23 protein-coding genes and 1 tRNA gene are annotated in these 24638 nt (G+C 66.9%); 10 read left to right on the top strand and 14 right to left on the bottom strand.

Annotated features, from left to right (window positions below):
• Positions 1-383 (top strand): oxidoreductase C-terminal domain-containing protein (locus tag AB4Z00_RS23035; RefSeq protein ID WP_442047372.1); only part of this gene is annotated, 383 nt, incomplete at its 5' end.
• Here AB4Z00_RS23035 and queG read toward each other — a convergent pair.
• A complete protein-coding gene (queG, locus tag AB4Z00_RS23040) occupies positions 367-1482 on the bottom strand; it encodes a tRNA epoxyqueuosine(34) reductase QueG (RefSeq protein WP_442047373.1) in 1116 nt (371 codons plus the stop codon). The two genes, AB4Z00_RS23035 and queG, sit on opposite strands and share 17 nt — an antisense overlap.
• A 126-nt stretch (positions 1483-1608) precedes the next feature.
• Here queG and AB4Z00_RS23045 point away from each other — a divergent pair, with 126 nt between their 5' ends.
• Positions 1609-2550 carry an ABC transporter ATP-binding protein gene (locus AB4Z00_RS23045; protein ID WP_243841284.1) on the top strand — a complete coding sequence of 314 codons (942 nt, stop codon included), beginning with the start codon at positions 1609-1611 and terminating at the stop codon, positions 2548-2550.
• Complete coding sequence (locus AB4Z00_RS23050) at positions 2547-3779, top strand: ABC transporter permease (protein WP_442047374.1); 1233 nt, start codon at positions 2547-2549, stop codon at positions 3777-3779. Before AB4Z00_RS23045 ends, AB4Z00_RS23050 begins: the two co-directional genes overlap by 4 nt.
• A gap of 22 nt (positions 3780-3801) precedes the next feature.
• Here AB4Z00_RS23050 and AB4Z00_RS23055 read toward each other — a convergent pair.
• Both AB4Z00_RS23055 and AB4Z00_RS23060 read right to left on the bottom strand, forming a co-directional pair.
• Positions 3802-3886, bottom strand: a tRNA-Leu gene (locus tag AB4Z00_RS23055).
• Positions 3887-3969: 83 nt separating this feature from the next.
• A complete protein-coding gene (locus AB4Z00_RS23060; protein WP_132269721.1) occupies positions 3970-4251 on the bottom strand; it encodes an integration host factor subunit beta in 282 nt (93 codons plus the stop codon).
• Positions 4252-4528: 277 nt separating this feature from the next.
• On the opposite strand from AB4Z00_RS23060, the gene AB4Z00_RS23065 reads away from it, so the two are divergent.
• The 3 genes from AB4Z00_RS23065 to AB4Z00_RS23075 all read left to right on the top strand — a co-directional run bounded on the left by AB4Z00_RS23065 (position 4529) and on the right by AB4Z00_RS23075 (position 8943).
• The gene (locus AB4Z00_RS23065) at positions 4529-6184 is read left to right on the top strand and encodes a peptide MFS transporter (RefSeq protein WP_132269723.1); all 1656 of its coding nucleotides are present in this window, start codon (positions 4529-4531) and stop codon (positions 6182-6184) included.
• Between the two features lie 66 nt (positions 6185-6250).
• Positions 6251-7636 carry an amidohydrolase gene (locus AB4Z00_RS23070; RefSeq protein WP_314469071.1) on the top strand — a complete coding sequence of 462 codons (1386 nt, stop codon included), beginning with the start codon at positions 6251-6253 and terminating at the stop codon, positions 7634-7636.
• Positions 7633-8943, top strand: a complete 1311-nt coding sequence (locus AB4Z00_RS23075; protein WP_442047375.1) for an amidohydrolase family protein — start codon at positions 7633-7635, stop codon at positions 8941-8943. Before AB4Z00_RS23070 ends, AB4Z00_RS23075 begins: the two co-directional genes overlap by 4 nt.
• A 198-nt stretch (positions 8944-9141) precedes the next feature.
• Here AB4Z00_RS23075 and dxs read toward each other — a convergent pair whose 3' ends face one another.
• From dxs to rpe, 7 genes are all read right to left on the bottom strand, one after another.
• On the bottom strand, positions 9142-11064 hold the full coding sequence (dxs, locus tag AB4Z00_RS23080) for a 1-deoxy-D-xylulose-5-phosphate synthase (RefSeq protein ID WP_442047376.1): 1923 nt from the start codon (positions 11062-11064) through the stop codon (positions 9142-9144).
• Positions 11065-11280: 216 nt separating this feature from the next.
• Positions 11281-11751 carry a Fur family transcriptional regulator gene (locus AB4Z00_RS23085; protein ID WP_442047377.1) on the bottom strand — a complete coding sequence of 157 codons (471 nt, stop codon included), beginning with the start codon at positions 11749-11751 and terminating at the stop codon, positions 11281-11283.
• A 104-nt stretch (positions 11752-11855) separates the two neighbouring features.
• Positions 11856-12005, bottom strand: coding sequence for a hypothetical protein (locus AB4Z00_RS23090; protein ID WP_165921541.1), 150 nt, complete (start codon positions 12003-12005; stop codon positions 11856-11858).
• A gap of 153 nt (positions 12006-12158) precedes the next feature.
• Positions 12159-12368, bottom strand: coding sequence for a hypothetical protein (locus tag AB4Z00_RS23095; RefSeq protein ID WP_132269731.1), 210 nt, complete (start codon positions 12366-12368; stop codon positions 12159-12161).
• A 41-nt stretch (positions 12369-12409) separates the two neighbouring features.
• A complete protein-coding gene (purH, locus tag AB4Z00_RS23100; RefSeq protein WP_442047378.1) occupies positions 12410-14002 on the bottom strand; it encodes a bifunctional phosphoribosylaminoimidazolecarboxamide formyltransferase/IMP cyclohydrolase in 1593 nt (530 codons plus the stop codon).
• Between the two features lie 125 nt (positions 14003-14127).
• Positions 14128-16158: a heparinase II/III family protein gene (locus AB4Z00_RS23105; protein ID WP_442047379.1), complete on the bottom strand. Its 2031-nt coding sequence runs from the start codon at positions 16156-16158 to the stop codon at positions 14128-14130.
• A gap of 4 nt (positions 16159-16162) precedes the next feature.
• Positions 16163-16825: a ribulose-phosphate 3-epimerase gene (rpe, locus tag AB4Z00_RS23110; protein ID WP_132269737.1), complete on the bottom strand. Its 663-nt coding sequence runs from the start codon at positions 16823-16825 to the stop codon at positions 16163-16165.
• A 265-nt stretch (positions 16826-17090) separates the two neighbouring features.
• Here rpe and AB4Z00_RS23115 point away from each other — a divergent pair, with 265 nt between their 5' ends.
• Positions 17091-17588 carry a DUF2141 domain-containing protein gene (locus AB4Z00_RS23115; protein WP_442047380.1) on the top strand — a complete coding sequence of 166 codons (498 nt, stop codon included), beginning with the start codon at positions 17091-17093 and terminating at the stop codon, positions 17586-17588.
• 49 nt (positions 17589-17637) lie between these two features.
• Here AB4Z00_RS23115 and AB4Z00_RS23120 read toward each other — a convergent pair whose 3' ends face one another.
• The 3 genes from AB4Z00_RS23120 to AB4Z00_RS23130 form a co-directional block, all read right to left on the bottom strand.
• Complete coding sequence (locus AB4Z00_RS23120; protein WP_442047381.1) at positions 17638-18423, bottom strand: nucleotidyltransferase family protein; 786 nt, start codon at positions 18421-18423, stop codon at positions 17638-17640.
• A complete protein-coding gene (locus AB4Z00_RS23125) occupies positions 18420-19334 on the bottom strand; it encodes a hypothetical protein (RefSeq protein WP_442047382.1) in 915 nt (304 codons plus the stop codon). The genes AB4Z00_RS23120 and AB4Z00_RS23125 overlap by 4 nt, the downstream gene beginning before the upstream one ends.
• A 94-nt stretch (positions 19335-19428) precedes the next feature.
• Positions 19429-20472 (bottom strand): diacylglycerol/lipid kinase family protein, encoded by a 1044-nt coding sequence (locus AB4Z00_RS23130; protein WP_132269745.1) that lies wholly within the window; start codon positions 20470-20472, stop codon positions 19429-19431.
• A gap of 171 nt (positions 20473-20643) precedes the next feature.
• Here AB4Z00_RS23130 and AB4Z00_RS23135 point away from each other — a divergent pair, with 171 nt between their 5' ends.
• Positions 20644-21780 (top strand): CDP-alcohol phosphatidyltransferase family protein, encoded by a 1137-nt coding sequence (locus AB4Z00_RS23135; protein WP_442047383.1) that lies wholly within the window; start codon positions 20644-20646, stop codon positions 21778-21780.
• A 13-nt stretch (positions 21781-21793) separates the two neighbouring features.
• Positions 21794-22249 carry an HIT family protein gene (locus AB4Z00_RS23140; protein ID WP_442047384.1) on the top strand — a complete coding sequence of 152 codons (456 nt, stop codon included), beginning with the start codon at positions 21794-21796 and terminating at the stop codon, positions 22247-22249.
• Between the two features lie 53 nt (positions 22250-22302).
• On the opposite strand, the gene AB4Z00_RS23145 is transcribed toward AB4Z00_RS23140, so the two are convergent.
• The gene (locus tag AB4Z00_RS23145) at positions 22303-23058 is read right to left on the bottom strand and encodes a sugar phosphate nucleotidyltransferase (protein WP_431567103.1); all 756 of its coding nucleotides are present in this window, start codon (positions 23056-23058) and stop codon (positions 22303-22305) included.
• A gap of 180 nt (positions 23059-23238) precedes the next feature.
• On the opposite strand from AB4Z00_RS23145, the gene AB4Z00_RS23150 reads away from it, so the two are divergent.
• On the top strand, positions 23239-24618 hold the full coding sequence (locus AB4Z00_RS23150) for a lipopolysaccharide biosynthesis protein (RefSeq protein WP_132269751.1): 1380 nt from the start codon (positions 23239-23241) through the stop codon (positions 24616-24618).
• The last annotated feature ends 20 nt before the right edge of the window (positions 24619-24638 follow it).

The raw sequence follows: 24638 nt of genomic DNA on the forward strand, positions 1-24638 counted from the left end.
CTTTCGCCTGCGACTTCGCGGGCGGCACGGTGATGCGCGTGGAATCGGTGCAGAACGCCAACGACATGGCGACGTGCGTGGCCAAGGCGATCTGCGGCGATGCCAAGCCCTACAAGGCGTTCCCGTGGTTCTGGTCCAACCAGTACGACTTGCGGCTGCAGACGGCGGGGATCAACCTGGGCTTCGACCAGACGGTGATCCGCGGCAATCCCGAGGATCGCAGCTTCTCGGTGATCTACCTCAAGGAAGGCAAGGTCCTGGCGCTCGACTGCGTGAACGCGGTGAAGGACTACGTCCAGGGCCGCAAGCTGGTGGAAGCGGGCGCCAAACCCGATCTCGCGGCGCTGGCCGACAAGGAAAAGCCGCTTAAGGAACTGCTGTAACCGCCGGACCATCCTCCTCGCCGGGCGGCGGGGAGGTGCCGAGGCGCATGACGGCCCATTGCGCGGCTTCGGCGATGGCGGGGTCCGGGTCGTCCAGCAGGGGCCGCACTTGCGCCATCAGCGCGGTGCTCCCGCTGTTTCCGGCCGCATAGAGACAATTGCGCACGAAGCGGTCGCGGCCGATGCGCTTGATCGGGGAGCCGGAGAACAGCTGGCGGAACCCTGCATCGTCCAGTGTCAGCAGGTCGGCCAGTTCGGGCGCGGTCAGTTCCGCGCGCGGCAGGAAGGCTTTCAGGCGGCTGGCGGTCTCTGCGAACTTGTTCCACGGGCAGACGGCCAGGCAATCGTCGCAGCCATAGATGCGATTGCCCAGCCCCACACGGAATTCTTCCGGGATCGGGCCTTTGTGCTCGATGGTGAGGTAGCTGACGCAGCGCCGGGCATCGAGGCGGTAGGGCGCCGGAAAGGCCTGGGTCGGGCAGACGTCCTGGCAGGCCCGGCACGAACCGCAGCGATCGCGACCCTCGGCGGACAGCGGCAGGTCCAGCGTGGTGTAGATCTCGCCCAGGAAGAGCCAGGATCCATGCTCGCGGCTGACGAGATTGGTGTGCTTGCCCTGCCAGCCCAGCCCGGCGGCGGCGGCCAGCGGCTTTTCCATGACCGGCGCGGTATCGGTGAAGACTTTCACGCCCGCCGGACCCAGCCCGCGCCGGTCGGCTTCCGAAACCAGCCAGCGCGCCAGGTTCTTGAGCGCCTTCTTGACCCAGTCGTGATAGTCCGCGCCTTGCGCATAGACCGAGATGCGGCCGATTTCCGGCACTTCGGCCAGCTGCAGCGGATCGCTTGCGGGGGCGTAGCTCATGCCCAGCGCGATCACGCGCCGCGCCTCGGGCCAGAGCCCTTGCGGCGAGCGGCGGTGATGGGCGCGCTCCGCCATCCATCCCATCGAACCTTCCATGCCCTCCGCCAGCCAGGACTCCAGCCGCGCCGCCCGGTCCGCATCCTCTTCGGCCGAGGCTATGCCGAAGGCGCAGAATCCCAGCTCGCGGGCTTGCGCCTCGAGATCGCGGGTCAGGACATTCAGCGCATCGTTAACCAAGCTTGCGGACTCTTCGGTTCATAGGCAGGCCTTGGAAACGGCCAGCGGGTGCCTTGAATGAACGTCGCAGTAGGAGATTGGTCCTTGGCCAGCAACTCGGAAGCACTTTCCCCGGCGTCTTCCCCCATGCCCTCCCTCGCCATCGAGGCACAGGGGCTGGTGAAGCGTTTCGACGGGTTCGCTGCCGTCGACGGTGTCGATCTCCGGGTGCCGATGGGGGCCGTCTACGGCATTCTGGGGCCCAATGGCGCCGGCAAGACCACGACCCTGCGCATGCTGCTGGGCATCATCGATCCCGATGCCGGCATCCGCAGGATACTGGGCTCCGAGCGCCCGCACGACGTTGCCCACGCCATTGGCTACCTGCCCGAGGAACGCGGCCTCTATCCCGCGATGAAAGCCACCGAGGCCATCGCTTTCCTTGGCGCCTTGCGCGGGCTGCCGCTGCGGGAAGGGCGGCGGCGCGCGCACGAACTGCTCGAACGCCACGGCCTCGGCCATGCCGCGGACCGGCAGATTCGCCAGCTCTCCAAGGGCATGGCGCAGCAAGTGCAGATCCTGGGCACGCTGGTTCACCAGCCGCGCCTGGTGATCCTGGACGAGCCGTTTTCGGGTCTCGACGCGCTGAACCAGGGCAAGCTGGAGCGCATGATCCGCCAACTGGCCGAAGGCGGGACGACGGTGATCTTCTCCACCCACGTCATCGCCCATGCCGAGCGGCTCTGCGACGACGTGGCGATCATCGCCGGCGGCAAGGTGCCCTTCGCCGGCCCGGTGGACGTGGCCCGCGATCGCATCCCCCAGCAAGTCCGCCTCGAAACGCGCGCGCAGGACGGCTTGTGGAGAGCGGCGCTGCCGGCCGATGCCCGGCGCGAGGGGGCGGTGTGGCACTTCTCGCTGCCGGAAGGCGGTGTGGAGCCCTTGCTGCGCGCCCTGATCGAAGGCGATGCGGGCATTCTCTCGCTGTCGATCGAGCGGGCGGGTCTGCACGACGCTTTCGTCGCCATTGCCGGAGAGGCCGCCGCGCGCGACCTTGCGGCCAGCCCCGGACTGGAGGACGGGCGATGAGGCAGGGTTCCGGCCGTCTTTCCGTTCTCGCTGCCGCCTGGGTCGTTGCCCGGCGCGACTTCACGGCGATCCTGTTCAGCCGCAGCTTCTTCTTCTTCCTGTTGGGGCCGCTGTTCCCCGCCATCATCGCAGTGCTGGCGGGCAGCCTTGGATCGCGCGTGGATGCCAGCCAGGAACGCCCGGTGCTGGGCGTGGTCATGCAGGCGGCGGACGCAGCGGCGTTCGAACGCGCCCGCGCCCAGCTTGCGCCCGCGCTCGGTGACGACCTGCCCAGGCTGGTGGTGCTCCGCAGGCTGGCCCCAGGCGAACGCTACGATGCCCGACAGGCATTGTCCTCGCACAAGGCCAGCGCCGCCGCGATACTGACGGGGACGCCGGCCGCGCCGGTCCTGACCGGTCCGGAGGGCCTGATCCAGGCCTGGGGCGGGCCGGTGGCGATGCTCTCCGCCCAGGTTCATTCGGGAGCGGCGCTGAGCTATCCGGCCGTGGCGCTGCAGCCGGTCGTGCGCAGCAGTGCGGCCGAACGCARGGGGCGCTTCGCCACGGCGCAAGGGGCGCAGACCCTGCTGTTCCTGCTGACGATGATGCTGGCAGGCATGGTCCTGTCCAACCTCGTGGAGGAAAAGGGCAACAAGATCATTGAAGTGCTGGCGGCCGCCGTGCCGATGGACGCGGTGTTCCTGGGCAAGCTCTTTGCCATGCTCGGCGTCTCGCTGGTAGGTATCGCAACCTGGGCGGCGGCGGGCGGCCTGCTCTGGCTCGGGGGAGGGATATCGCCGGAAAGACTGCCCGATCCGGCCGTCGGCTGGCCGCTGCTGATCGGCCTGGGCGTGATCTACTTCGCTATGGCCTATCTGCTGCTCGGCTCGGTCTTCCTGGCTATCGGCTCCATGGCGACGACCGTGCGCGAAGTGCAGACCCTGTCCATGCCGGTGACCATGGCGCAGCTCATGGTATTCTTCTTCGCCAGTTTCGCGATGACCCAGCCGGGCAGCGCGGTGGAGATCGCCGCGGTGCTCGTGCCCTTCAGCTCGCCTTTCGCGATGCTCGCGCGCGCGGCACGGGATCCCGCGCTGCTGCCGCATATCCTGGCCATCGGCTGGCAGGTGCTCTGGGTGGCACTGCTGGTGCGCGGCGGCGCGCGGCTGTTCCGGTCGCGGGTAATGAAGTCCGGGCCGGGCGGCCGGGCGAAGCCTCGCCGGATCCGGCTGCGCGGCTTCGGCCGCTGACGGCCGGTTTCGAAAGCAATCCTGGTACGGACGGCGGGACTCGAACCCGCACGATCAAGGATCAAGGGATTTTAAGTCCCCTGCGTCTACCATTCCGCCACGTCCGCACGATGATCGGTGCGCGCGATCTGGCAGATCGCGCGCGGCGGGGCAACCGCGATGAACGCGTTATGCCGTCCGGTTCACCACTTTACTCGACGTTGAGACGGGCCCGCATTTCCTTGCCGGGCTTGAAATAGGGCACGCGCTTTTCAGGCACGTCCACGCTTTCGCCGGTGCGCGGGTTGCGGCCGGTGCGGCCTTCGCGGTGGCGGGTGGAGAAAGCACCGAAACCGCGCAGTTCCACGCGGCCGCCGTCAGCCAGGCGCTGGGCGATCTCGTCGAAGAACGTGTCCACGGCGCGCTCGACATCCTCTGCGCGCAGCTCGGGGTTCTCCTTGGCCATAGCAAGCAGCAGTTCGGATCTGATCATCGCGTGCTTCCCTTTCAAAATGCCCTTCGGAAAATTCCCGAGGTCACTGCGAATCATAATATTTCGCGTGACTTGGTTCCGTCATCTCAAGAAAATGCCATTCCGGTGGTTTTCGCGCAATGGCTCACCGGAGGTAGGGAAAACCCGTCGGTTCCCGCCTGCCAGGCCGCCCTTTTGCGTGTCCTCACCCCATTTACATGCCCGATTTGGCCGCTAACGTTCCCGCTTTCAAGCTTGCGAGACAAGCTTTTCGGGCGACAGGACAAAAGAAGGGCGCATGAAAGAAATAGCAACCTGGAACGAGGGAGACTGGATTGCCGCGATCGGCGCCATTCTCCTGTTTGCCGTGCTGGCCATCGGCGGCGTCATCGCCACGCGCAAGAGCGACGAATTCGTCGGCCATCCTCGCGGTCTGTTCGTGCTGTTCTATGCCGAAATGTGGGAGCGTTTCTCCTACTACGGCATGCGCGCCCTGCTGATCCTGTACCTGACCAAGTTCTGGCTGTTCAATGACGGCAGCGCCAACCTGATCTACGGCGCCTATACCAGCCTGGTCTATATCACCCCGGTGCTCGGCGGCTATCTGGCGGACCGTTACCTCGGCCAGCGCAAGGCCGTGCTGTTCGGCGGCATCGTCCTGGCCGTGGGTCACCTGTTCATGGCCTATGAAGGCATGCACGGCGTCGCCGATCCGGCGGTGAAGCAGGCGGACCCGGCCATCAACGTGTTCTGGCTGGCGCTGGCGCTGATCATCGTCGGCTCCGGCTTCCTCAAGGCGAACATCTCGGTGATCGTCGGCCAGCTCTACAAGATGACCGATTCCCGCCGCGATTCGGCCTATACGATCTTCTACATGGGCGTGAACACGGGCGCCGCGCTGGGTACGATCCTGGTCGGCTACCTGGGCGAGACGATTGGCTGGTCCTGGGGCTTCGGCCTCGCCGGCATCGGCATGCTGCTTGGCCTGCTGATCTTCGTGGCCGGCCGTCCCGCCTTGAAGGGCCGGGGCGAACCGCCCAGGCCGCTGGCGAAGAAGGGCGAACTGACGCTTTACGCCATCGGCCTCGGTTCGGTCGCGGTGATCTGGACCCTGATCCAATATGTCAGCGTGATCCAGTCGCTGCTGGTGGTCTCCGGCATCGCCATGCTGGGCTACACGCTGTACGAGGCGTTCAAGCTGCCCAAGGAACCGCGAGAGCGCATCTTCGCGATCCTGTTCCTGATCGCGCTCAACCCGATTTTCTGGGGCCTGTTCGAGCAGGCCGGCGGTTCGCTGAGCCTCTATACCGACAAGTTCGTGGACCGCGGCGGCGTGCCGACCAGCCTGTTCCAGTCGATCAACCCGATCTACATCGTGCTGTTCGGCCCGATCTTCGCGGCGCTCTGGCAGTTTCTCGGCCGCAAGGGCCTGGAGCCTTCGGCTCCGGCCAAGTTCGGCCTGGCGCTGATCCAGGTCGGCCTCGGCTTCCTGGTCTTCGTCTGGGGTGCGAACAGCGGCGATCCGGCGGCGATGACTTCGGTGCTCTTCGTGTTCCTGATCTATGCGCTGCACACCACTGGCGAGCTGTGTCTTTCGCCCGTGGGCCTGTCCGCGATGACCCGCCTCTCGCCGCTGCACCTCGGCAGCTTCATCATGGGCGCGTGGTTCTACATGACCGCCGTGGGCAACTTCGTGGCCGGCAAGATCGGCGAGGCCACCGGCGGCGAAAGCGGCGTGATGAACAAGGAAGTCACGCTGGGGATCTATTCCACGATCGGCTGGACCACGATCGGCGTTGCCGTGGTGGTCCTGGCGCTCTCGCCGCTGGTGCGGCGCTGGATGCACATCGACACGCTGGAGGATCGCGCGATCGACCGCGATCTCGCGGGCCAGAGCGAAATGGGGCTGGAGGCTCAGGAAGCCGGGTTTCACCCGGTAACCAAGCCGCACTGACCATCGACCGGCCCGGGAAACCCAGCGTTTCCCGGGCCGGATCTTATTTGAACAGGGGAAATCGACATGAGGGTATCGCCGGCATTGCGGCGCTGGTCGTCCACGCTCGTTCTGGGCGCGGCACTGGCGCTGGGCGCTACGGGCGCCGATGCGAAGAAGCAGGACAAGAAGGCGGCGCCGATCGTCGCCGATCCTTATCCCTCCACCTACAAGTCCTATCCGGGCACGCCCACCGCGCTGGTGGGCGCCACTGTCTATGACGGCCGCGGCGGCCGGATCGACAACGGCATCGTGCTGTTCAGGGACGGGAAGCTCCAGGCCGTCGGCGGCGCCGACATGCCGATCCCGGAAGGCTATGCCCGCATCGACGGTACCGGCAAGTTCGTGACTCCCGGCGTGATCGACATCCACTCGCACCTCGGCGTCTATCCTTCGCCCGGCGTCGAAGCGCTGGCGGACGGGAACGAGATGACCAGCCCCACCACGCCCGATGTCTGGGCCGAGCACTCGGTCTGGCCGCAGGATCCCGGCTTCACCCGCGCGCTTGCCAACGGGGGCGTCACCAGCCTTCAGATCCTGCCCGGTTCGGGCAACCTGATCGGCGGCCGCGCGGTGACGCTGAAGAACGTGCCCAGCATCACCGTGCAGGGCATGAAGTTTCCCGGCGCGCCCTATTCGCTGAAGATGGCCTGCGGCGAGAATCCCAAGCGCGTCTATGGCGAGAAGGGCCAGAAGCCCTCGACCCGGATGGGCAACTTCTCGGTCGACCGCCAGGCCTGGATCGACGCGCGCCAGTACATGGACGGCGACCATGCCGAACGCGACCTTGGCAACGACACGCTGGAAGGCGTGCTCAAGGGCGAGATCCTGGTCCAGAACCACTGCTACCGCGCGGACGAGATGGCGCAGGTGATCGATATGTCCAAGGAGATGGGCTACAAGGTCACCGCCTTCCACCACGCGGTGGAAGCTTACAAGATCGCCGATCTCCTGCGGGAGAACGACATCTGCGTGGCCGTCTGGGCCGACTGGTACGGCTTCAAGATGGAAGCCTACGACGGCATCCCCGAAAACGCCGCGCTGCTCGCCAATGCGGGGACTTGCGTGGTGATCCACTCGGACGACGAGAACGGCATCCAGCGCCTCAACCAGGAAGCCGCCAAGGCCCAGGCCGACGGTCGCCGCATCGGCATCGACATTCCCGATGCCAAGGTCATCGGCTGGTTCACCTATAATGCCGCCAAGACCATGGGCATCGGCGAGAGGACCGGAAGCCTGGAAGCGGGCAAGATGGCCGACGTGGTGCTGTGGAACGGCAATCCGCTCTCGGTCTATTCGCGGCCCGAGAAAGTGTGGATCGACGGCGCCCTGATGTTCGACGCCCTCGATGCCCGGCGGCGCCCGGTCAGCGATTTCGAACTGGGGCAGCCCGGCGAAGGAGACGTGAAATGAGCCGCCGCGCCGCCATTCTTGCTGCCCTGACGGCAGCCGCCCTTCCCGCCCTCCTTCCCGGCCTGGCCGCGGCGCAGGATTTCGCCATCACCAATGCCACCGTCGGCACGGGTGATGGCAGCGCTCCGATCGAGCACGGCACCGTCGTCGTGCGGGCCGGCAAGGTGGTCGCCGCGGGCGCCGGCGTTGCCGTTCCCGCCGGGATGCAGAGCGTCGACGGTACCGGCAAGTGGGTGACGCCGGGCCTGTTCTCGGCCGTCACCGATCTTGGGCTCTGGGACGTGGAAGGCGTGCCCAACAGCAACGATACCGAGGCCGACAAGTCGCCGTTCAACGCCGCGCTCGACGTGACTCCCGCGATCAATCCCGCCAGCGAGCACATCGCCGTGAGCCGCGAAGGCGGCGTCACCCGCGCCAGCGTCGCGCCAGTCAACGGCGATTCGATCTTCGCCGGGCAGGGGGCGCTGATCGATCTTCGCGCCGGCTCCGATGCGGTGAACCTGCCGCGCGCCTTCCAGTTCGTGCAATTGGGCGAGGCGGGGGCCAAGCTCGCCGGCGGCAGCCGCGTCGCGGCCCATGTCGCCCTGCGCAGTGCCTTGCGGGAGGCACGCGAACTGGCGGCCGCACCCACGGCCGCGCGCAGCAGCGATGCCCTGCTGACCCGCGCGGACGCGGCGGCGCTGGCCCCGGTGATCGACGGCCGCCAACCGCTCTACGTCGGGGTCGAACGGGCCGCCGACATCCGCAGCGTGCTGGCGCTCAAGAGCGAGTTTCCCAAGCTGAATCTCGTCCTGGTGGGGGCGACCGAAGGCTGGCTTGTGGCGAGCCAGATCGCGGCGGCCAAAGTGCCGGTGATCGCGATGCCGCTGCGGGACCTTCCCGCCAGCTTCGAAAGCCTTGCGGCGACCCAGTCGAACGTCGGGCGCATGAAGAAGGCCGGCGTCAAAGTCGGCATCGGCATGTTCGCGGGCAGCAACCAGCCCCGCTATGCGCCGCAGCAGGCCGGCAACCTCGTGGCCCTGAACAAGCTGCCGGGCGCGGCGGGACTGACATGGGGCGAGGCCCTGGCCGCGATCACCTCGGTTCCGGCCGAGATCAGCGGCATGGGCGGCAAGGAAGGCGTGCTGGCGCCGGGCGCCGTGGGCGACGTCGTCATCTGGGACGGCGATCCGCTCGAACTGTCCTCGGCCCCGGTCGAAGTCTATATCGACGGGATCAAGCAGCCGCTCGACAACCACCAGAGCCGCCTGAAGCAGCGCTACAAGAGCCTGGACCGGACTTATCTGCCCAAGGCTTACGACTGGTAAGGCAAACGAGGGCCTGGGGATGATCCCCGGGCCCTCGAAAATACTCGGTAGCAGGTGATGGTCCGAAGCGATCCAGAGGCGCGCAAGGCCGCCCGCGATGGCTTCACCCGGATATCGCTAGCCCGTTGATGACGGAAAAGGGCGCGGCGTCACCAGGGACGTGCCCGGCAACCCAGGCACGCCTCGATCTTACGCGTTTTACGCGCGGGCTTCGTTCACGCCGGCGCTGTTGTGGCGCAGCGCCTTCAGCACAGTGTCGACGATCTGCGGCGCATTGAGGCCGGCTTCGTCGTACTGCGTCTCGGGCTTGTCGTGGTCCTGGAACACGTCCGGGAGGCGCATGGTGCGGATCTTGAGGCCCGCGTCGGTAAGGCCCTCGTCGCTGGCCATGGTGAGCACATGGGCGCCGAGACCGCCGATGGCGCCTTCCTCCACGGTGACGACCACATCGTGGCTGAGCATCAGCTTGCGAATCAGCTCGGTGTCCAGCGGCTTGGCGAACCGCAAGTCTGCCACGGTGGTGGAAAGACCCTTGGCGTCCAGCAGGTCTGCGGCCTTGAGCGCTTCGCCCAGGCGGGTGCCCAGCGAGAGCAAGGCGACCTTGCTGCCTTCGCGGACCACGCGGCCCTTGCCGATTTCGAGAAGCTGCGGCGTTTCCGGTAGAGCCAGACCCACGCCATTGCCGCGCGGATAGCGGAAGGCGATCGGGCCCTTGTCATACTGCGCGGCGGTGTGGACCATGTGGACCAGCTCCACCTCGTCGGCCGCGGCCATGACCACCATGTTCGGCAGGGTGGCCAAGTAAGTAACGTCGAACGAACCGGCGTGAGTCGCACCGTCGGCACCGACCAGGCCGGCGCGATCGATGGCCAAGCGCACGGGCAGGTTCTGGATCGCCACGTCATGGACCACCTGGTCGAACGCGCGCTGGAGGAAGGTGGAATAGATCGCGCAGAACGGGCGCATGCCCTGCGCGGCCAGGCCGGCCGCGAAAGTCACCGCATGCTGCTCGGCAATGCCGACGTCGAAGCTGCGGTTCGGGAATTGCTGCGCGAACTTGTCGAGCCCCGTGCCCGAGGGCATGGCGGCGGTGATGGCGCAGATGCGGTCGTCCTGTTCCGCCTCGGCGACCAGCGCCTTGGCGAAGACGCCGGTGTAGCTCGGCGGGCCGGCGGGGGCCTTGGCCTGCTCTCCGGTGACGACGTTGAACTTCTGCACGCCGTGATACTTGTCGGCCGCTTCCTCGGCGGGCGCGTAGCCCTTGCCCTTTTGCGTCACGACATGGACCAGGATCGGGCCCTCGGCGGCATCGCGCACGTTTTCCAGGACCGGAACCAGCGCATCGAGGTCATGGCCGTCGATCGGGCCAACGTAATAGAAGCCCAGTTCCTCGAACAGGGTGCCGCCCATGGCCATGCCGCGGGCGAATTCGTCGGTCTTGCGGGCGGCGGCGTGGAGCGGGCGCGGCAGGCGGCGCGCGAACTTGCGGGCCAGGTCGCGCAGGCCGAGGAACCGGCCCGAGGAAACGAGCCGCGCGAGATAGGACGACAGCCCGCCAACCGGCGGCGCGATCGACATGTCGTTGTCGTTGAGGACGACGATCAGGCGGTTTCCGGCGTCCGCGGCGTTGTTCATCGCCTCGTAGGCCATGCCGGCGCTCATCGCGCCGTCGCCGATCACGGCAATGCCGCGGCCGGGCGTGCCCTTGATCTTGTTGGCGACGGCAAAGCCGAGCGCGGCCGAGATCGAGGTGGAGCTATGGGCCGTGCCGAAGGGGTCGTATTCGCTTTCCGAACGCTTCGTGAAGCCGGAAAGTCCGCCGCCCTGGCGCAGGGTGCGGATGCGGTCGCGGCGGCCGGTGAGGATCTTGTGGGGATAGGCCTGGTGGCCCACGTCCCAGATCAGCCGGTCCACCGGCGTATCGAACACGTAGTGGATCGCCACCGTCAGTTCGACCACGCCCAGGCCCGAGCCCAGATGGCCGCCCGTCTGCCCGACGGCAGAGATCATCTCGGTGCGAAGTTCGTCGGCCAGTTGACGCAGGTCCGAAGGCTTGAGCTTGCGGAGATCGTCAGGCGTATCGACGGTGTCGAGGAGTGGCGTTGCCGGGTTGGCTGTCATGTTCTGCTTCTACACGCTACATGTTCTGGTGTCGAATTAAGCAGTGGGCAATATGCCGGAGCCGTCCGAAAGGACAGGAAAAACGTGGCACCTGTTGCTTTGCTGCGACTCTCCGAGCCATCGCCGGCAACTTCCGGCGCCGCTCGACCCCCGCCAGACATGCGAATCCTGCGGAAGCCGGCCAGCGTCAGCGGCCGGTTCGCAGGCCCTGCCGACCTAGCTGCAGGTGGCGCAGGTTCCGCGCAGTTCGACCACCGGGCGCACCCCGGCGAAACCGGCTTGTCTGGCGGCGGCGATGAGGGCGCCGGTCAGCTTGTCGTCGTCGATATGGACGGCTTGGCCGCAGACATCGCAGATCAGGAAGATGCAGTCGTGCTGGCAGCCGGGATGGCTGTTGGCGAGGTAGGCGTTGGCGCTCTCGACCCGGCGGGCGAGATTGGTACGCACGAAGAGGTCGAGAATGCGATAGACGCTGTTGGGCGCCACGCGCTTGCCGCGCAGGGCCGAGACGCTTTCGGCCAGGTCATAGGCTGAAGCCGGACGTTCGCGTTCCGCCAGAGCGCCGAAGACGTCGGCGCGCATCTCGGTCCACTGTTCGCCGGCATCGAGAAGGGCGGCGCGGGCAGCCTCTACAAGGCCTTCGCCGGAATGTTCGTGATGATGATGCGCATTAGCCATGCCGCCCATATGGGCATTGGCAGGGCTGCGTGCAATTGAAAGCTGGAGGGGCGCCTGGGGCGGCGCCCGATCAGGCCGCGGGGTCCGATAGGCCCCGGATCGGCCTGCCTGGGTCAGTTCACTTGCGCAGCCGCTTCGGCGGGGGGCACGAGGCCGTTGCCGATCGAGTGAGTTCCGATGCCCATCACGCCCAGCACCAGCAGCGTACCACCGGCGAAGCCGAGGGCGAAGAAGCGGTAGAAGTCGGCCTTGAAGAGTCCCATGACGAAAATCAGCTCATATTGATGATGTACGATTGCGTGCCGCTCACTTGGAGCGAATCGCCTTGACGTCCAGTGAATGGCGACGAGCCGCGCCCCATTCTGCGATGAACCGTTGATCGCACGGGGTGGACGGGGGGAACCGTCACAATCTCGTCAAGGGATCGTGCGCGCGATCACTGCCGAGGCGACGGAGACCACAACCAGTCCGGCCACGGGCAGCGCGGCGCAACCGAACGGCAGTGCCAGCGCGCCGATGACCTGGTGGGGCTTGCGGATGCGGCCGAGGCGCACGAGCACGGCCGCCGTGGCCAGCCCGATCAGGAAGGCGAGGGTGACCAGCGGTCCAAGCCACATCACCCACATATTCGCCTCCTGGATCGAATCTGGCCCTGAAATATCGAACCTCAGTGCTTGAAGTGGCGCATGCCGGTGAAGACCATGGCCAGGCCCGCCTCGTCGGCAGCGGCGATGACTTCCTCGTCACGAATCGAGCCGCCCGGCTGGATCACAGCCGTAGCGCCCGCTTCGGCAGCGGCCAGCAGGCCGTCGGCGAAGGGGAAGAACGCGTCCGAAGCGACGGCAGAGCCGACCGTGCGGGCCTGGGCCCAGCCGAACTTCTCGGCGGCCTCGGCCGCCTTCATCGCGGCGATGCGCGAGGAATCGCGGCGGTTCATCTGGCCCGCGCCGATGCCGGCAGTGACGCCGTCCTTGGCATAGACGATCGCGTTCGACTTGACGTGGCGGGCCACGGTCCAGGCGAACAGGCAGTCCTTCAGTTCCTGCTCGGTCGGCGCACGCTTGGTCACGACCTTCAGGTCATCGAGGCCGATGGCGCCGGCATCGCGGCCCTGCACCAGCAGGCCGCCGGTGATCGGCTTGACGGTCAGGCCGGGGCGGCGCGGATCGGGCAGGCCGCCGGTCAGCAGCAGGCGCAGGTTCTTCTTCTTGGCGAAGAAGGCGCGGGCTTCCTCGTCCGCGTCGGGGGCGACGACGACTTCGGTGAAGATCTGGCAGATCGCTTCGGCCGTCGGGCCGTCGAGCGTGGTGTTCACCGCAACGATGCCGCCGAAGGCCGAAACGTCGTCACAAGCCAGCGCGCCCTGCCAGGCTTCGAGCAGGCTGGAGCCCTGCGCGACGCCGCAAGGGTTGGCGTGCTTGACGATGATCACGGCCGGGTCCTGGCCCTTGAACTCGGCGGCGAGTTCGAAGGCGGCATCGGCGTCGTTGTAGTTGTTGTAGGACAGTTCCTTGCCCTGCACCTGCTCGCCCTGGGCCAGACCCTTGGTGAAGGGGCCTACGGGCGTGTAGAGCGCGGCCTTCTGGTGCGGGTTCTCGCCGTAGCGCAGCGTGGTGGCGAGGCGGCCGTTGACGCTCAGCATCTCGGGGAACTCAAGGCCCTGGTCAGTGAAGGCGAACCACTGCGAGATCATCGAATCGTAAGCGGCGGTCTGCGCGAAGGCGCGCGCGGCCAGCAGCTTGCGGAAGGCGAGGGTAGTGCCGCCGTCGGTGGTCTCCAGTTCGGAGATCAGGCCCGCATAGTCCTTGGGATCGGTGACGATGGCGACGAAGGCGTGGTTCTTCGCGGCCGAGCGCACCATCGAAGGCCCGCCGATGTCGATGTTCTCGATCACTTCGTCACGGTCGGCGCCCTTGGCCACGGTCGCTTCGAAAGGATAGAGATTGACGACTACGAGGTCGATCGCGCCGATTTCGTGATCGGCCATGGCCTTGGCATGTTCCGGATTGTCGCGCACGGCCAGCAGGCCGCCGTGAACCTTGGGGTGCAGCGTCTTGACGCGGCCGTCCATCATCTCGGGGAAATCGGTGATTTCCGAGATGTCCTTCACCGCGAGGCCGGCATCGCGCAGCGCCTTGGCGGTGCCGCCGGTCGAAACCAGTTCCACGCCGCGGGCGGACAGTGCCTTGCCGAGATCGGCGAGGCCGGTCTTGTCGGAAACCGACAGCAATGCGCGGCGGATCTGGACGGTATCGGTCATGCGGATGGCCTCGTTCTGGAACTAGCGGAGAGGGATTTTCCGCGCCCTCTAGGTCGGCAGCGCCCGGGTCGCAAGAGGGGCCGCTAGCTCAGGGTGCCACAAGCCGTGGGGCCGGTCGCGGCATTTCACCCCATTTTCTTGATTAACCAACCGAAATTCCCGCCTCCGCGCGAGACGAGACCCTGGATCACCAGTTGCTGCGTCGCCTGGGGACGGCCCTGGCCGTCGACCCAGAGCGAATCTTCCAGGATCACTTCGCCGGCACTGCTGCGGAACTGCCAGAGACTGCCGTCGGGCAGGGCCATGCCGGCGCCCTGGCCGTCTTCGGTGAGGGCGACTTCGACTTCCGGGCCGAGGTGGAAGCGAATGGCGAAGCCCACCTTGCCGCGCTGGGCCTTGCGGCCCGCGGGGATCAGCACGTCCTCGCCGCGCAGTTCGCTGCCGTCGTCGCGCAGGATCAGGATGCGGCGGTGCGTGAGGGCGTAGCGCGCCTCGTAGCCGTTGTGGCTCGCCTCGATGCGGGTGGCGTTGCCGCCGTTCTCCTGCGTCAGCGTCTTGCGATCGATATCGACCTCGCTGACGCCGCCGCCGATGGCTCCGTTGATGAGGACGGCGGTGGAATTGGCATCGTCCAGCGTCAGCGTCGAATGGGCGGCGGTCGCGCGCAGGCCCTGTTCGAGGCGCACCGGCACCAGCCCGCCGCCGCTCGCCGCGCCGCCGCAGTTGACGATCAGGCGGTGGCCCGCGTGGGACATCTCGAAGGCCAGCGTGGAAGCGCAGCCGTAGCGGGCATGGGCGGGCAGCGGCGGCGGCGCAGTGTCGAACTGGAGGATCGACTTGTGCGCCAGCACGCGCTGATAGCCCCATTGGCGCACGTCGCGCAGCGGGCGGGTGCGCACGCCGGTCGCCTTGACGAGAGCGTTGACGTCCTCTCCGTCGATCGCCCAGCCGCCCTGCCACGAACCCAGCGAACCGTCGCCGTGAGTCAGCGCCAGGAGCGGCGGGATGAGCAGTTCGATCACCCGCTCGACCGCCTTGGGCGCGTCGCGGCGGGTGGCGTGATAGCAGTTGCGCAGCCGCACCAGGAGGGCGATCGCTTCCATCTGCGCCAGCGGGCTGCGCGAGAGCACGCCGCCGTCGTCGCCGATCAGTTCGCCCAGGGCCTTGATCAGCCCCGCCTCGCCGTAGAGGCGGCGCGGGCGACCTTCGGGCAGCAGCAGGCCGGCAGCGACGATGGCGCTCCACCCGGCGACTTCGGCGATCCCGTCTTCCGCCCGGCCGACATGACGGTCCAGCCAGCGCGCGGTCTCGGAAATGTGTGCCAAAGTGCGGTTGCGCAGGGTCTTCTCGCCGGAGAGGATCAGCGGGGCATGGGCCAGCCAGTTCATCAGCCGCGCGCCGGTGTTGCCCACGTCCCAGGCCGGACCCTTGCCCGGCTTGGCCGGCGGCTTGGGATTGGCCTGGAGCCACGCGGTAAGAATGCGCTCGGCAACCGCGGTACCCTGCTCGCGCGGGGCGCAGGCCTCCAGGTCGGTGAGCCAGGAGAAGCTGTGGACCACGCGCTCCAGCGGCGGCGTCACGCGCGACGGGCCGGCAAAATCGACTTGGGCCACCGGCGTGCGGGCGCCGTGGATCAGGAAATGTCCCGCGCGCAGGGCGGTTCCGGCGGCGGCATTGCCCGGTAGCGTGTTGCTGACCGTGGCGAGCAGCCGGGTGCGGGCCTTCTTGCCCATCGGCGCCGAGAGCATGGTGCCGGGAATGCCCAGGCGATAGGCGAAGCGGATCAGCCGCTCGCCCGGCCCGACCGAAGGCGGCGAGAAGTCGGCCAGGGCCAGCGCCCGGCCGCCCTCGATCTGCGCGACTTCCACCTGGACTTCCGCGCGGGGCGGCAGGAGGTCGGAATCGTGGAAGTCGTCGCCAGTGAAGGCGGTGATATCGGTGATGTCGGTTTCGGAACGTGTCACGGCCGGCGATCCGGTAACGCTTTGATTCAAGACACCCTCCTCGTTACCGCCCTGAGGCCCGCCCCCCGACTTGCCTGTGAGCCCGCCTGCAAGCATGTCGCCCGACTCATCGGCTGCCTCACTTCCCGGGGAAATGGCCCGGAGCCCGTCCGGGTTCCCGTTTCGGGGACGCGGAGGGGTGTCTAGCTTCACCGCCTCAATCGAGCCCCTTCAGGGTGCGGATGTTGGCGGCATATTGCGAAGGGCCGCCGCGGAACGTGGCCGAACCGGCGACGAGCACGTCGGCACCCGCCGAAACGCAGAGAGGTGCGGTCTTGGCATCGACGCCGCCGTCCACTTCGAGGCGGATGTCGCGGCCCGACTTCTCGATCATCTTGCGCACGGCCTCGATCTTGCGAAGCTGGCTGGAGATGAAGCTCTGGCCGCCGAAACCGGGGTTGACGCTCATGATCAGGACGAGGTCGATATCGTCGATCAGGTAGTCCAGCATCTTGGCCGGGGTGGCCGGGTTCAGCGAGATACCCGCCTTCTTGCCCAGGCCGCGGATCGTCTGCACCGTGCGGTGGACGTGAGGGCCGGCTTCGGGATGCACGGTGATGTAGTCCGCACCGGCTTCGGCGAAGGCTTCGAGATAGCTGTCCACCGGCGAAATCATCAGGTGCACGTCGAAGACCTTGGCGGAATGCGGGCGCAACGCCTTCACCACGGCCGGGCCGATGGTGATGTTGGGTACAAAATGGCCGTCCATGACGTCGACGTGGATCCAGTCGGCGCCGGCTTCGTCGATCGCGCGAACCTCTTCGCCCAGGCGGGCAAAGTCGGCGGAAAGGATGGAGGGCGAGATCAGCGGCGTGGTCATGGTTAAGAACGGTACTCCTCGATGCGAAGGATAGGCCACCATATCTGGGGGGTACAAGCGCGCCCGGCCCGTTTTCCACACGCCATATGGAGGAAGTTCCCTAAATCGACCGAGCGGACCCGGCTCCGCTCCGTGCAGCCGCTCCTGCGCGGTGCTTGTGGATCGCCAGTTCAGAGTGCATTCACGGCCTCGATGGCAGTGCGGCGCCAGACATTTCACGGGCTTGCTTCCCTGCAACCCTCGTGAACGAGTGACGGAACCGGAGATGAGATTGAAGTTCCCCAAGGCCCCCATCGCAGCTGCCGCCGGCCTGGCCGCGCTGGCCCTGTCGGCGCCGGCCGCGGCCCAGTATCGCGACGAAATCCGCAATGACATGAGCCAGTGCCGTTCCGGCGGCGGCCCCGCGATCATGGTTACGGTGGACGGCATCAAGTCGTCCCAGGGACGCCTGCGCGTCCAGTCCTACCGCGCCACGTCCGGCGAGTGGCTGGCGAAGGGCAAGTGGCTGAAGCGGATCGAAGTGGCCGCCAGGGGCGGGACCATGACGTTCTGCGTCCCCGTCTCGGCGCCGGGCACTTACGGCATCGCCGTGCGCCACGACGTGAACGGCAATGGCTCGACGGACATCAGCACTGACGGCGGCGCGATGTCGAACAACCCCTCGATCAATATCTTCAACCTCGGCAAGCCCAGCTACACCAAGGTCGGCGTCCCGGTGGGCAATGACGTGAAGTCGATCCGCATCCAGATGCGCTACATGTAACAGCCCGGATGGAATGCCCTCTCGGGGGCATTCCGGCGCGTGCGCGTTCTCAGGATCCGGCGGCGGCTTCGCGGCGCTCGGCCAGGATGGCGCGTGCGTCCAGGAGGTCGGAGGGCTTGTCGACGTCGACCGCCGCCAATCCGTCGCGCGCGGCGACGAGGCGGGCCTTGAGGCCGATCCGGGTTCCCAGTCGTGCAAGCGCGGCCGCCAGGGTCAGGCGGCCGAGCACATAGCTTGCCAACATGCCGAGGCCGAGCCTGGCGGCGATGCGCCATGGGCGCTTGCGGTCCGCCTCCACCAGCTTCCAGGTCTCGATCGCGGCTTCGGCGCGGGCCGTCTTCAGCAGGAACAGGTTGCAGCCCGACCAGTGGCCGTCGGCAAAGCGCAGATAAGTGCGGCGCGATCCCGGCATGGCCGCTTCGATCGCCTGCCGCCGCGCCAGCAGCACGGAAACGTCGGCTTCCTCCGGGGTGTCGAGCAGGAAGTCCCGCACCCATTCGCCGCGCAGYAGCGCATGGTCGGAGGTCGTGACGAGCATCGGCGCGCCGAGCCGCGCGAAGCCCGCGGCCACGCTGGCGCTGGGACCGGCGGCGGCGGGGATAGTCTCGCAGCCCAGCAGTTCCGCGAGCGCGATCACGGCGGGATCGTTGGCGACCACCGCCAGGCGCGCGATGCCGGCATCGCGCAAGGCCTGGACGACATGGGCCAGCATCGGCCGGCCTTCCAGCTCTACCAAGGCCTTGTGGCTCAGGCCTTCGGCCACTGCGACTGGATCGGGTGCGCCGGGGCGGGAACCTGCAAGAATCAGCGCGGCAGGCAAGGGAGAGGGGGTCATGCCGGTTTGCGCTCCATGGCCTTGCGGGTGCGCCAGACGTGCCAGAGCACACCGGGCGCGGAAAGCACCGGATGCCGCTCGCGCCAGGGCGTGATGGTGACCGGCACGCCGGTGTGGCGCTCGATCTTCCAGGCGGCATAGCGCGCGGCGCCTTCGAACGTGGTCGAGGCTTTCAGCAGGCGCAGGACGTTGTAGGGCTTGCCCAGCCGCTGGCGGCGCTTCCACCAGTCCAGCATCCGGGTGCGGTCGCGCTCGGAAAGTTCGGGGCGGAAGGCGCCGTTCGGCAGACGCTCGAAGGCGATGTCGTCGGCGGCAAGGGCCAGCGGCAGCAAGCCGTCGAAATGTTCGCGGTTGACGGAAAGGATCGAATCCTCGCGCCCGGCCTTCTCCACCCGGAACTCGGCGGCGTAAGTCGCGCGGAACAGGGCGCGCCAGTAGTCCTCCGCAGTGCCCGTCGCCGGCCCGAGCGCCACGGCCAGCCTGGCGGCGGTGCGGGCCGCGCCCGATACGGCGGCGGTGACGCGGCTGAGCGCGGCCTCGTCACGCTGCCAGGCGATGCCGCTCGGCTGGACGAAGCGGGCCCAGATGGTGGTGTCCAGCCGCTCGCCGGCCGCAGCGGCGCTGAACGTATCCAGCGCCATGGTCGCCACTTTCGCGCGCAAGGGCACGCCTTCGAAGGTCCATTCGTGATAGCTGACGCGCGGCCAGATCTTCTCGGCCTGGGGGCCTTCGGTGAGGACGTAGAAGTCCAGCACGCCTTCCAGCGATCCGGTGCGCAAGTTCGAGCCGTAGAACAGCACGGCCACGGCATTGCCGGCAGCCAGCGCAAGGCGTTCCGCGAAAGCACGGACTTCGGGCACCACGGCGCGCTGCAGCGCCTGGCCAATGCGCCCTTCCAGGTCTTGGGTCATGAAAGCATGCTCGGGCACCGGCGTGGTAAAAGCAAGCATGCCGGTGCCACAAACCTGGCCAAAAAGTGAGAGGAGAGGAGCCGGATCCGGCGGATCAGGGGACCACGAAAGTCAGCTGCGGCCCTTCCTCGAGCAGGTAGTCGCCCGCAGGGAAAACCTCGCCATCGAGAATGAACGAGCCACCGATTTCCAGGTCTACCGCGCTGGCGCAGACGCGGTGGGTGCCGCGGCGTTCCAGGAACTTGCCGGAAAGGCCAAAGAGGATCGCCGGCAGCAGGGCCATGACCCAGCGCACCGGCCAGTCGATGACGCCCAGCTTCATCCCCGGGGCGACATCGCGGCCGAAGGGACGCGCGCCGAGCGGGAACTTCTCGAAAGTGGTGGCGACGACCATGAAGCGTTCGTCCGCACGGCCCGGCCCGTCATAGGGCAGGTCGCGGCCGGTGTGGCGATCGACCAGGCGCGTCGGGGTGCAGGCGCGCCACGGATTGCCGTCGCGGCCGAACAGGGACTGGATGATGCTCCAGAGGATGCTGAGGCCCACGGCAAAGCTGTTGAAGGCGCCGCGGCGGTGGGCTTCCTGGCCGGCCTCGGTCGCCAGCGTGAATACGCCTGTGCCCAGGATGAAGCCCTGCATGCAGCCGCTGCTGCCGTCATTGGCGGAAATGCGCAAGGGACGGCGCGTGAGGGTATTGCCCTTGTGCGCAGCCGCCAGCGCCTCTGCCAGCGACCAGTGGGTCGGCAGGCCGAGGTCCACGCCCAGCGCGTTCGTCTTGCCCTTGGGCAGGATGATGAACGTGGGCCATTCGTCACCGAAGATGTCCGCGCCGCACGTCAGCACATCGCGAACGGTGCCATCGCCGCCGTCGACCACGAGATAGTCCACACCGCGACGGGCAAAGCCGTCAAGCACGCTGTAGAGTTCCGAGCGGGTGCGCGGGGTCTCGGTCAGTATGTTGGAGCAATCCTCCATCTCTGCCGCCCGGCCCTTGTTCCGGTGGCTACGAGGATTGCGAATGATGCCAACGAGAGGAACGGCGCGCCCACGACGCGCCACACGCGCAGGACCAGTGGCCTTGCGCTTGCCGTGCTCACCGAAGGTCGGCAGCGTTTCGAATTCGTAAATGGTTCCGTACACGGGCCCTATGTAGGGATGCCGCAGACGAAAATCATCAGGAAACATTCACTGACACATTAAGGTTACAGTTGTATGGCGTTTTTACGCCACTTGCAAGACCGGCAAAATCTGCCGCGTTTTCCGCAAGTCCCGCCGTTGCGTCACGCGGTTCCACGGATTACGGCCGAAAACATGGTCACTCAGGACAATCCCCCCCACGCCGCAACCATCGGCGCGAACCCCGTCCAGCTCTGGGGTTTGACGATGGCCGAGCGCGTTGCACGCATCGCCCGGGCGAACGGCGCCTCCTTCGGCAAGGACGCCTCGTCCGGCCCTTCCATCCTGTCCAATGCCGCCTTTGCGTGGGATCCGGCCTGGTTCAAATACGTCACAGCGCGGCCCGGCATGGTCCTGACGCTGGGCGGCATCCCCGCCCTGGCGCATGCGGCCGACGCCGGCCAGGCCGCGCGAATCACCGCCGCGATGGCCGGCGGCACGCCGCTCGCCGATACGGCGGGCCTCGATATCGTGACCTACGAAAGCGGGCCCACCATCGAGAACAAGACGCTCCGCAAGCGTGAAACGCCGTTCCTCATGGCGCTCACGCCCGAGACCGTCCGCACCATCGAGCGTGCCAGCTACTTCGGCGCCTACAAGGGCGTGACCGATGTGCTGACCAAGTACCTCTGGCCCGAATGGGCGCTGGTGCTGACGCGGATCTGCGCCAAACTGCACATCACCCCGAACATGGTGACGGCGGTGGGCGCGGCCTTCTGCGTGCTGGCCACGGTGCTCTTCGCTTACGGGCACTACTGGCTGGGCATGGCGCTGGGACTGGTGTTCATGGTGCTCGATACCGTGGACGGCAAGCTGGCGCGCTGCACGATCACGTCCTCGGAATGGGGCAATGTGGCCGACCACGGCATGGATCTCGTCCATCCGCCGTTCTGGTGGTGGTTCTGGGCGACGGGCCTGGCGACCTGGGGCCTGGCCTACGATGATGCGACGTTCTGGTGGGTGCAGGGCGCGATCCAGGGCGGCTACGTGGTGCAGCGCCTGATCGAGGGCGTGTTCATGCGTCAGAACGGCCTCATGCACATCCACGTATGGCGCAAGTTCGACAGCCAGTTCCGCCTGATTACCGCGCGCCGCAACCCGAACATGGTCATCCTGTTCGTGGCGATGCTGTTCGCGCGTCCCGACATCGGCCTGATCGCGGTGGCCTGGTGGACGGCGATTTCCTGCCTCATCCACGCCGTGCGGCTGGTCCAGGCATGGATCGTGCGGGCGCGAGGCGGTACGATCACCTCCTGGCTCTCGGACGCCTGAAGAAGGAACCGCCATGAACGCGATGCAGGGCAATGTCGCAGCCAATGCGACGATGGAAAAGTTCGGCTACCCGCATACCCTCGTCGCGGAATTCGCGCATTGGGTGGTGCTGGCCCGTCCGGCACAGCCGACGCTGGGATCGTTGGTGCTGGCGGCGAAATCCGATGCCACCGCCTTCGGGGATCTTCCCGGAGAGGCGCATGCCGAACTCAAGGTCGCCACGGCCGCGATCGAAGCGGCCCTGGGGAAGGCGGTCGGCTATGCCCGGCTCAACTATCTCATGCTGATGATGGTGGATCCCCATGTCCACTTCCACGTCATCCCCCGCTACGAGGGCGCGCGCGAGTGGCAGGGCCGCGAGTTCGTGGACTGCGGCTGGCCGAAAGTGCCCGATCTTGGCCATGCCGTGGCGCTGGAGGGGGATGACCTTTCAGCGCTCGTGGCCTGGCTGAAGGGGCACTTCGGCTGATCGCTGGCCCAACATCGTCCCGGACATGACCCGGGACGATCAAGACGCTCGGCTCACCAGGTATCGGTGAGCTTCGTGGCGATTTCGATGTCGTTGAGGAAATCGACTTCGGCCCAGTCGAGGCCCTCGATGGAGACGGTGCCGACCTTGCCGGTGGGCGCGATCGAATCGATCACCTTGAGATACCAGTGCTGGACGCCTTCGGGCGTGCGCATGGCCTGGCGCACGGTCTCGCGGAACAGGTCCGCCCCTTCGCCGCGGAAGGCGAGGAAGCCGATCGATTCGGAGTTGGACTGCCGGGCCGTCAGCGTCTTGCCGATATGCACGAGCCGGCCGTCCGCCTCGCGCTCCACTTTCATGTCGTCGCTGTCGTAGCCCTCGGCTTTCACGTCGACGGTGACGGTGATCGGCCAGGGCTTGCCGTTCGGATCGGTAGCGCCCTGCTGGACCTTGTTCACGATTTCCTCCGAAACGAGGGTATCGCCGTTCAGGATCAGGAAGTCGCCGCGCATGGCCTCGCGCGCGATCCAGCAGGAGCCGAGGTTGTCGGCCACCTTGAAGAACGGATTGAAACGAACCGTCACTTCCACGCGCGGATCGTCGATGCGGTTCAGATGCTCTTCCAGCATGTCGGTCATGAAGCCGGTGACGACGTCGATCCGCTTCACCCCGCCGCGCGCGAGCATTTCGATCTGCCATTCGATCAGCGACTTGCCGGTGAAGTCGATCATGCACTTGGGCCGCTCGGCGGTGAGGGGGAGCAGGCGCGAGCCCTGGCCGGCGCTGAGGAGGATGGCGTGTTCGATCATGGATTTTCGCGCTTCGTCAAAGGGGGGAGATGCCCCGCATCTAGGGATTGCCGGCCAAAAGGAAAAGATGCGGCGGGAAAGGCTTGAGCCGGGGTCGCGGGTATTAATTCATTCAGCATGGGGACATCCCTGATCGGCACAGCTTGCAAGTCCCTTCCCCCTCGTTCACATGCAGCCGCGATGTCCGCCAAATTTCACCGCCGTGAGAGCAAATCTCCGCTAGGGCGGATACTCCAGAACACTGCCTGGCTGCTGGGCGGCAAAGGTTTCGGCGCCGTTTGCGGCATTGCCTACCTCGCCATCCAGACCCGCTCGCTGGGCCTCAAGGATTTCGGCCACTTTTCGCTGATCTTCGGAACGGCGCAGGCGCTGATCGCGCTGGCCAGCTTCCAGACCTGGCGCGTGGTCGTGCGCTACGGCAGCGAGCACGTCCATGAAAAGGACTGGGGCAAGCTGGGCCGCCTGGGCATGCTCTGCGGCCTGCTGGATGCCGTGGGCGCGATCATCGGCTGCGGGCTGGCGGCAGTCCTGATCTACGGCTTCGCCCATATGCTGGAGCTGAACCCGCACTTCATCGACGTGGCCTTCTGGTTCTGCGTGGGGTCGCTCTGGGCGCTGGTCTCCGCGCCCACCGGCATCGTCCGCGCGCTCAACCGCTTCGACATGGCCGTCTATGTAGAGGCGATCGTGCCCAGCGGCCGGTTGGCGGCGTCGCTCGTCATCTGGATGACCGGCCCCAGCGTCGGCCGGTTCCTGTTCGCCTGGGCGGCGATCGATATTCTCGAAGCGCTGCTCTACTGGATCATGGCGCGCCGGCTCTGTCCGGAGGCCGTGAACCTTTCGAACTTGCGCAACTGGCGCAAGGCGATCGACGAGAATCCCGGCGTCACGCGCTTCTTTATGCAGACTTACGTTGCGTCCACGCTGGATGCGGCGATGAAGAACGGCCCGCTGCTGATCGTCGGCGCCTGGGTCGGCACCAAGGCGGCGGGTCTCTATCGCCTCGCCTCGCAGCTGTCGCAGGCGCTGAGCAAGCTGTCCTCGCTGCTGACGCGCTCGGTCTATGCCGAAGTGGCGCGTGCGCGCGTCTCCTCGGCCGCGGCGGAGTTCCGCAAGCTGGCGCTCCAGACCAGCAAGATCGCCGGCCTGGCCGGGATCGTGGTGGTCACGGTGGCGGTGCTGCTGGGCAAGCAGATGCTGGAAGTGATCGGCGGCGACGATTTCGAGCAGGGCGCCGCGATCCTCGTGCCCCTGACGCTTGCGGCCAGTTTCGACCTTGCCAGTGTCGCCTTCGAACCGGTGCTCCATGCCACCGGCCGGGCGCGGCATTCGCTGGTGGCCCGCCTGATCGCGCTGATCGGCCTGGCCGTGGGGCTGGTGTTCCTGCTTCCCGTGGGCCCCAGCGGTGCGGCCTGGGCGGTCGCGGTGGGCGGCGCGGTGTCCTACATCGTCATGGGCCTTATGGCCTGGCGCACGCTCCAGCAGATCGACCGGAACGAGATCAGCATCATGCCCGATCCCGAGGGCGATCTGCCTGTGGCCGATTCGGCCGTGACCTGACGCTCGACAGGCGCGGCTGG

Origin of the sequence: Novosphingobium sp. YAF33, from assembly GCF_052113265.1 — a bacterium.
Classification (GTDB): domain Bacteria; phylum Pseudomonadota; class Alphaproteobacteria; order Sphingomonadales; family Sphingomonadaceae; genus Novosphingobium.

What these genes read in the sequence shown, in the direction of transcription:
- AB4Z00_RS23045 (WP_243841284.1), top strand. Translation starts at nt 1,609, where the DNA reads ATGCCCTCCCTCGCCATCGAGGCACAGGGGCTGGTGAAGCGTTTCGAC.
- AB4Z00_RS23060 (WP_132269721.1), bottom strand. Translation starts at nt 4,251, where the DNA reads ATGATCAGATCCGAACTGCTGCTTGCTATGGCCAAGGAGAACCCCGAG.
- AB4Z00_RS23065 (WP_132269723.1), top strand. Translation starts at nt 4,529, where the DNA reads ATGAAAGAAATAGCAACCTGGAACGAGGGAGACTGGATTGCCGCGATC.
- AB4Z00_RS23070 (WP_314469071.1), top strand. Translation starts at nt 6,251, where the DNA reads ATGAGGGTATCGCCGGCATTGCGGCGCTGGTCGTCCACGCTCGTTCTG.
- AB4Z00_RS23075 (WP_442047375.1), top strand. Translation starts at nt 7,633, where the DNA reads ATGAGCCGCCGCGCCGCCATTCTTGCTGCCCTGACGGCAGCCGCCCTT.
- dxs (WP_442047376.1), bottom strand. Translation starts at nt 11,064, where the DNA reads ATGACAGCCAACCCGGCAACGCCACTCCTCGACACCGTCGATACGCCT.
- AB4Z00_RS23085 (WP_442047377.1), bottom strand. Translation starts at nt 11,751, where the DNA reads ATGGGCGGCATGGCTAATGCGCATCATCATCACGAACATTCCGGCGAA.
- AB4Z00_RS23090 (WP_165921541.1), bottom strand. Translation starts at nt 12,005, where the DNA reads ATGGGACTCTTCAAGGCCGACTTCTACCGCTTCTTCGCCCTCGGCTTC.
- AB4Z00_RS23095 (WP_132269731.1), bottom strand. Translation starts at nt 12,368, where the DNA reads ATGTGGGTGATGTGGCTTGGACCGCTGGTCACCCTCGCCTTCCTGATC.
- purH (WP_442047378.1), bottom strand. Translation starts at nt 14,002, where the DNA reads ATGACCGATACCGTCCAGATCCGCCGCGCATTGCTGTCGGTTTCCGAC.
- rpe (WP_132269737.1), bottom strand. Translation starts at nt 16,825, where the DNA reads ATGACCACGCCGCTGATCTCGCCCTCCATCCTTTCCGCCGACTTTGCC.
- AB4Z00_RS23115 (WP_442047380.1), top strand. Translation starts at nt 17,091, where the DNA reads ATGAGATTGAAGTTCCCCAAGGCCCCCATCGCAGCTGCCGCCGGCCTG.
- AB4Z00_RS23125 (WP_442047382.1), bottom strand. Translation starts at nt 19,334, where the DNA reads ATGACCCAAGACCTGGAAGGGCGCATTGGCCAGGCGCTGCAGCGCGCC.
- AB4Z00_RS23135 (WP_442047383.1), top strand. Translation starts at nt 20,644, where the DNA reads ATGGTCACTCAGGACAATCCCCCCCACGCCGCAACCATCGGCGCGAAC.
- AB4Z00_RS23140 (WP_442047384.1), top strand. Translation starts at nt 21,794, where the DNA reads ATGAACGCGATGCAGGGCAATGTCGCAGCCAATGCGACGATGGAAAAG.
- AB4Z00_RS23145 (WP_431567103.1), bottom strand. Translation starts at nt 23,058, where the DNA reads ATGATCGAACACGCCATCCTCCTCAGCGCCGGCCAGGGCTCGCGCCTG.
- AB4Z00_RS23150 (WP_132269751.1), top strand. Translation starts at nt 23,239, where the DNA reads ATGTCCGCCAAATTTCACCGCCGTGAGAGCAAATCTCCGCTAGGGCGG.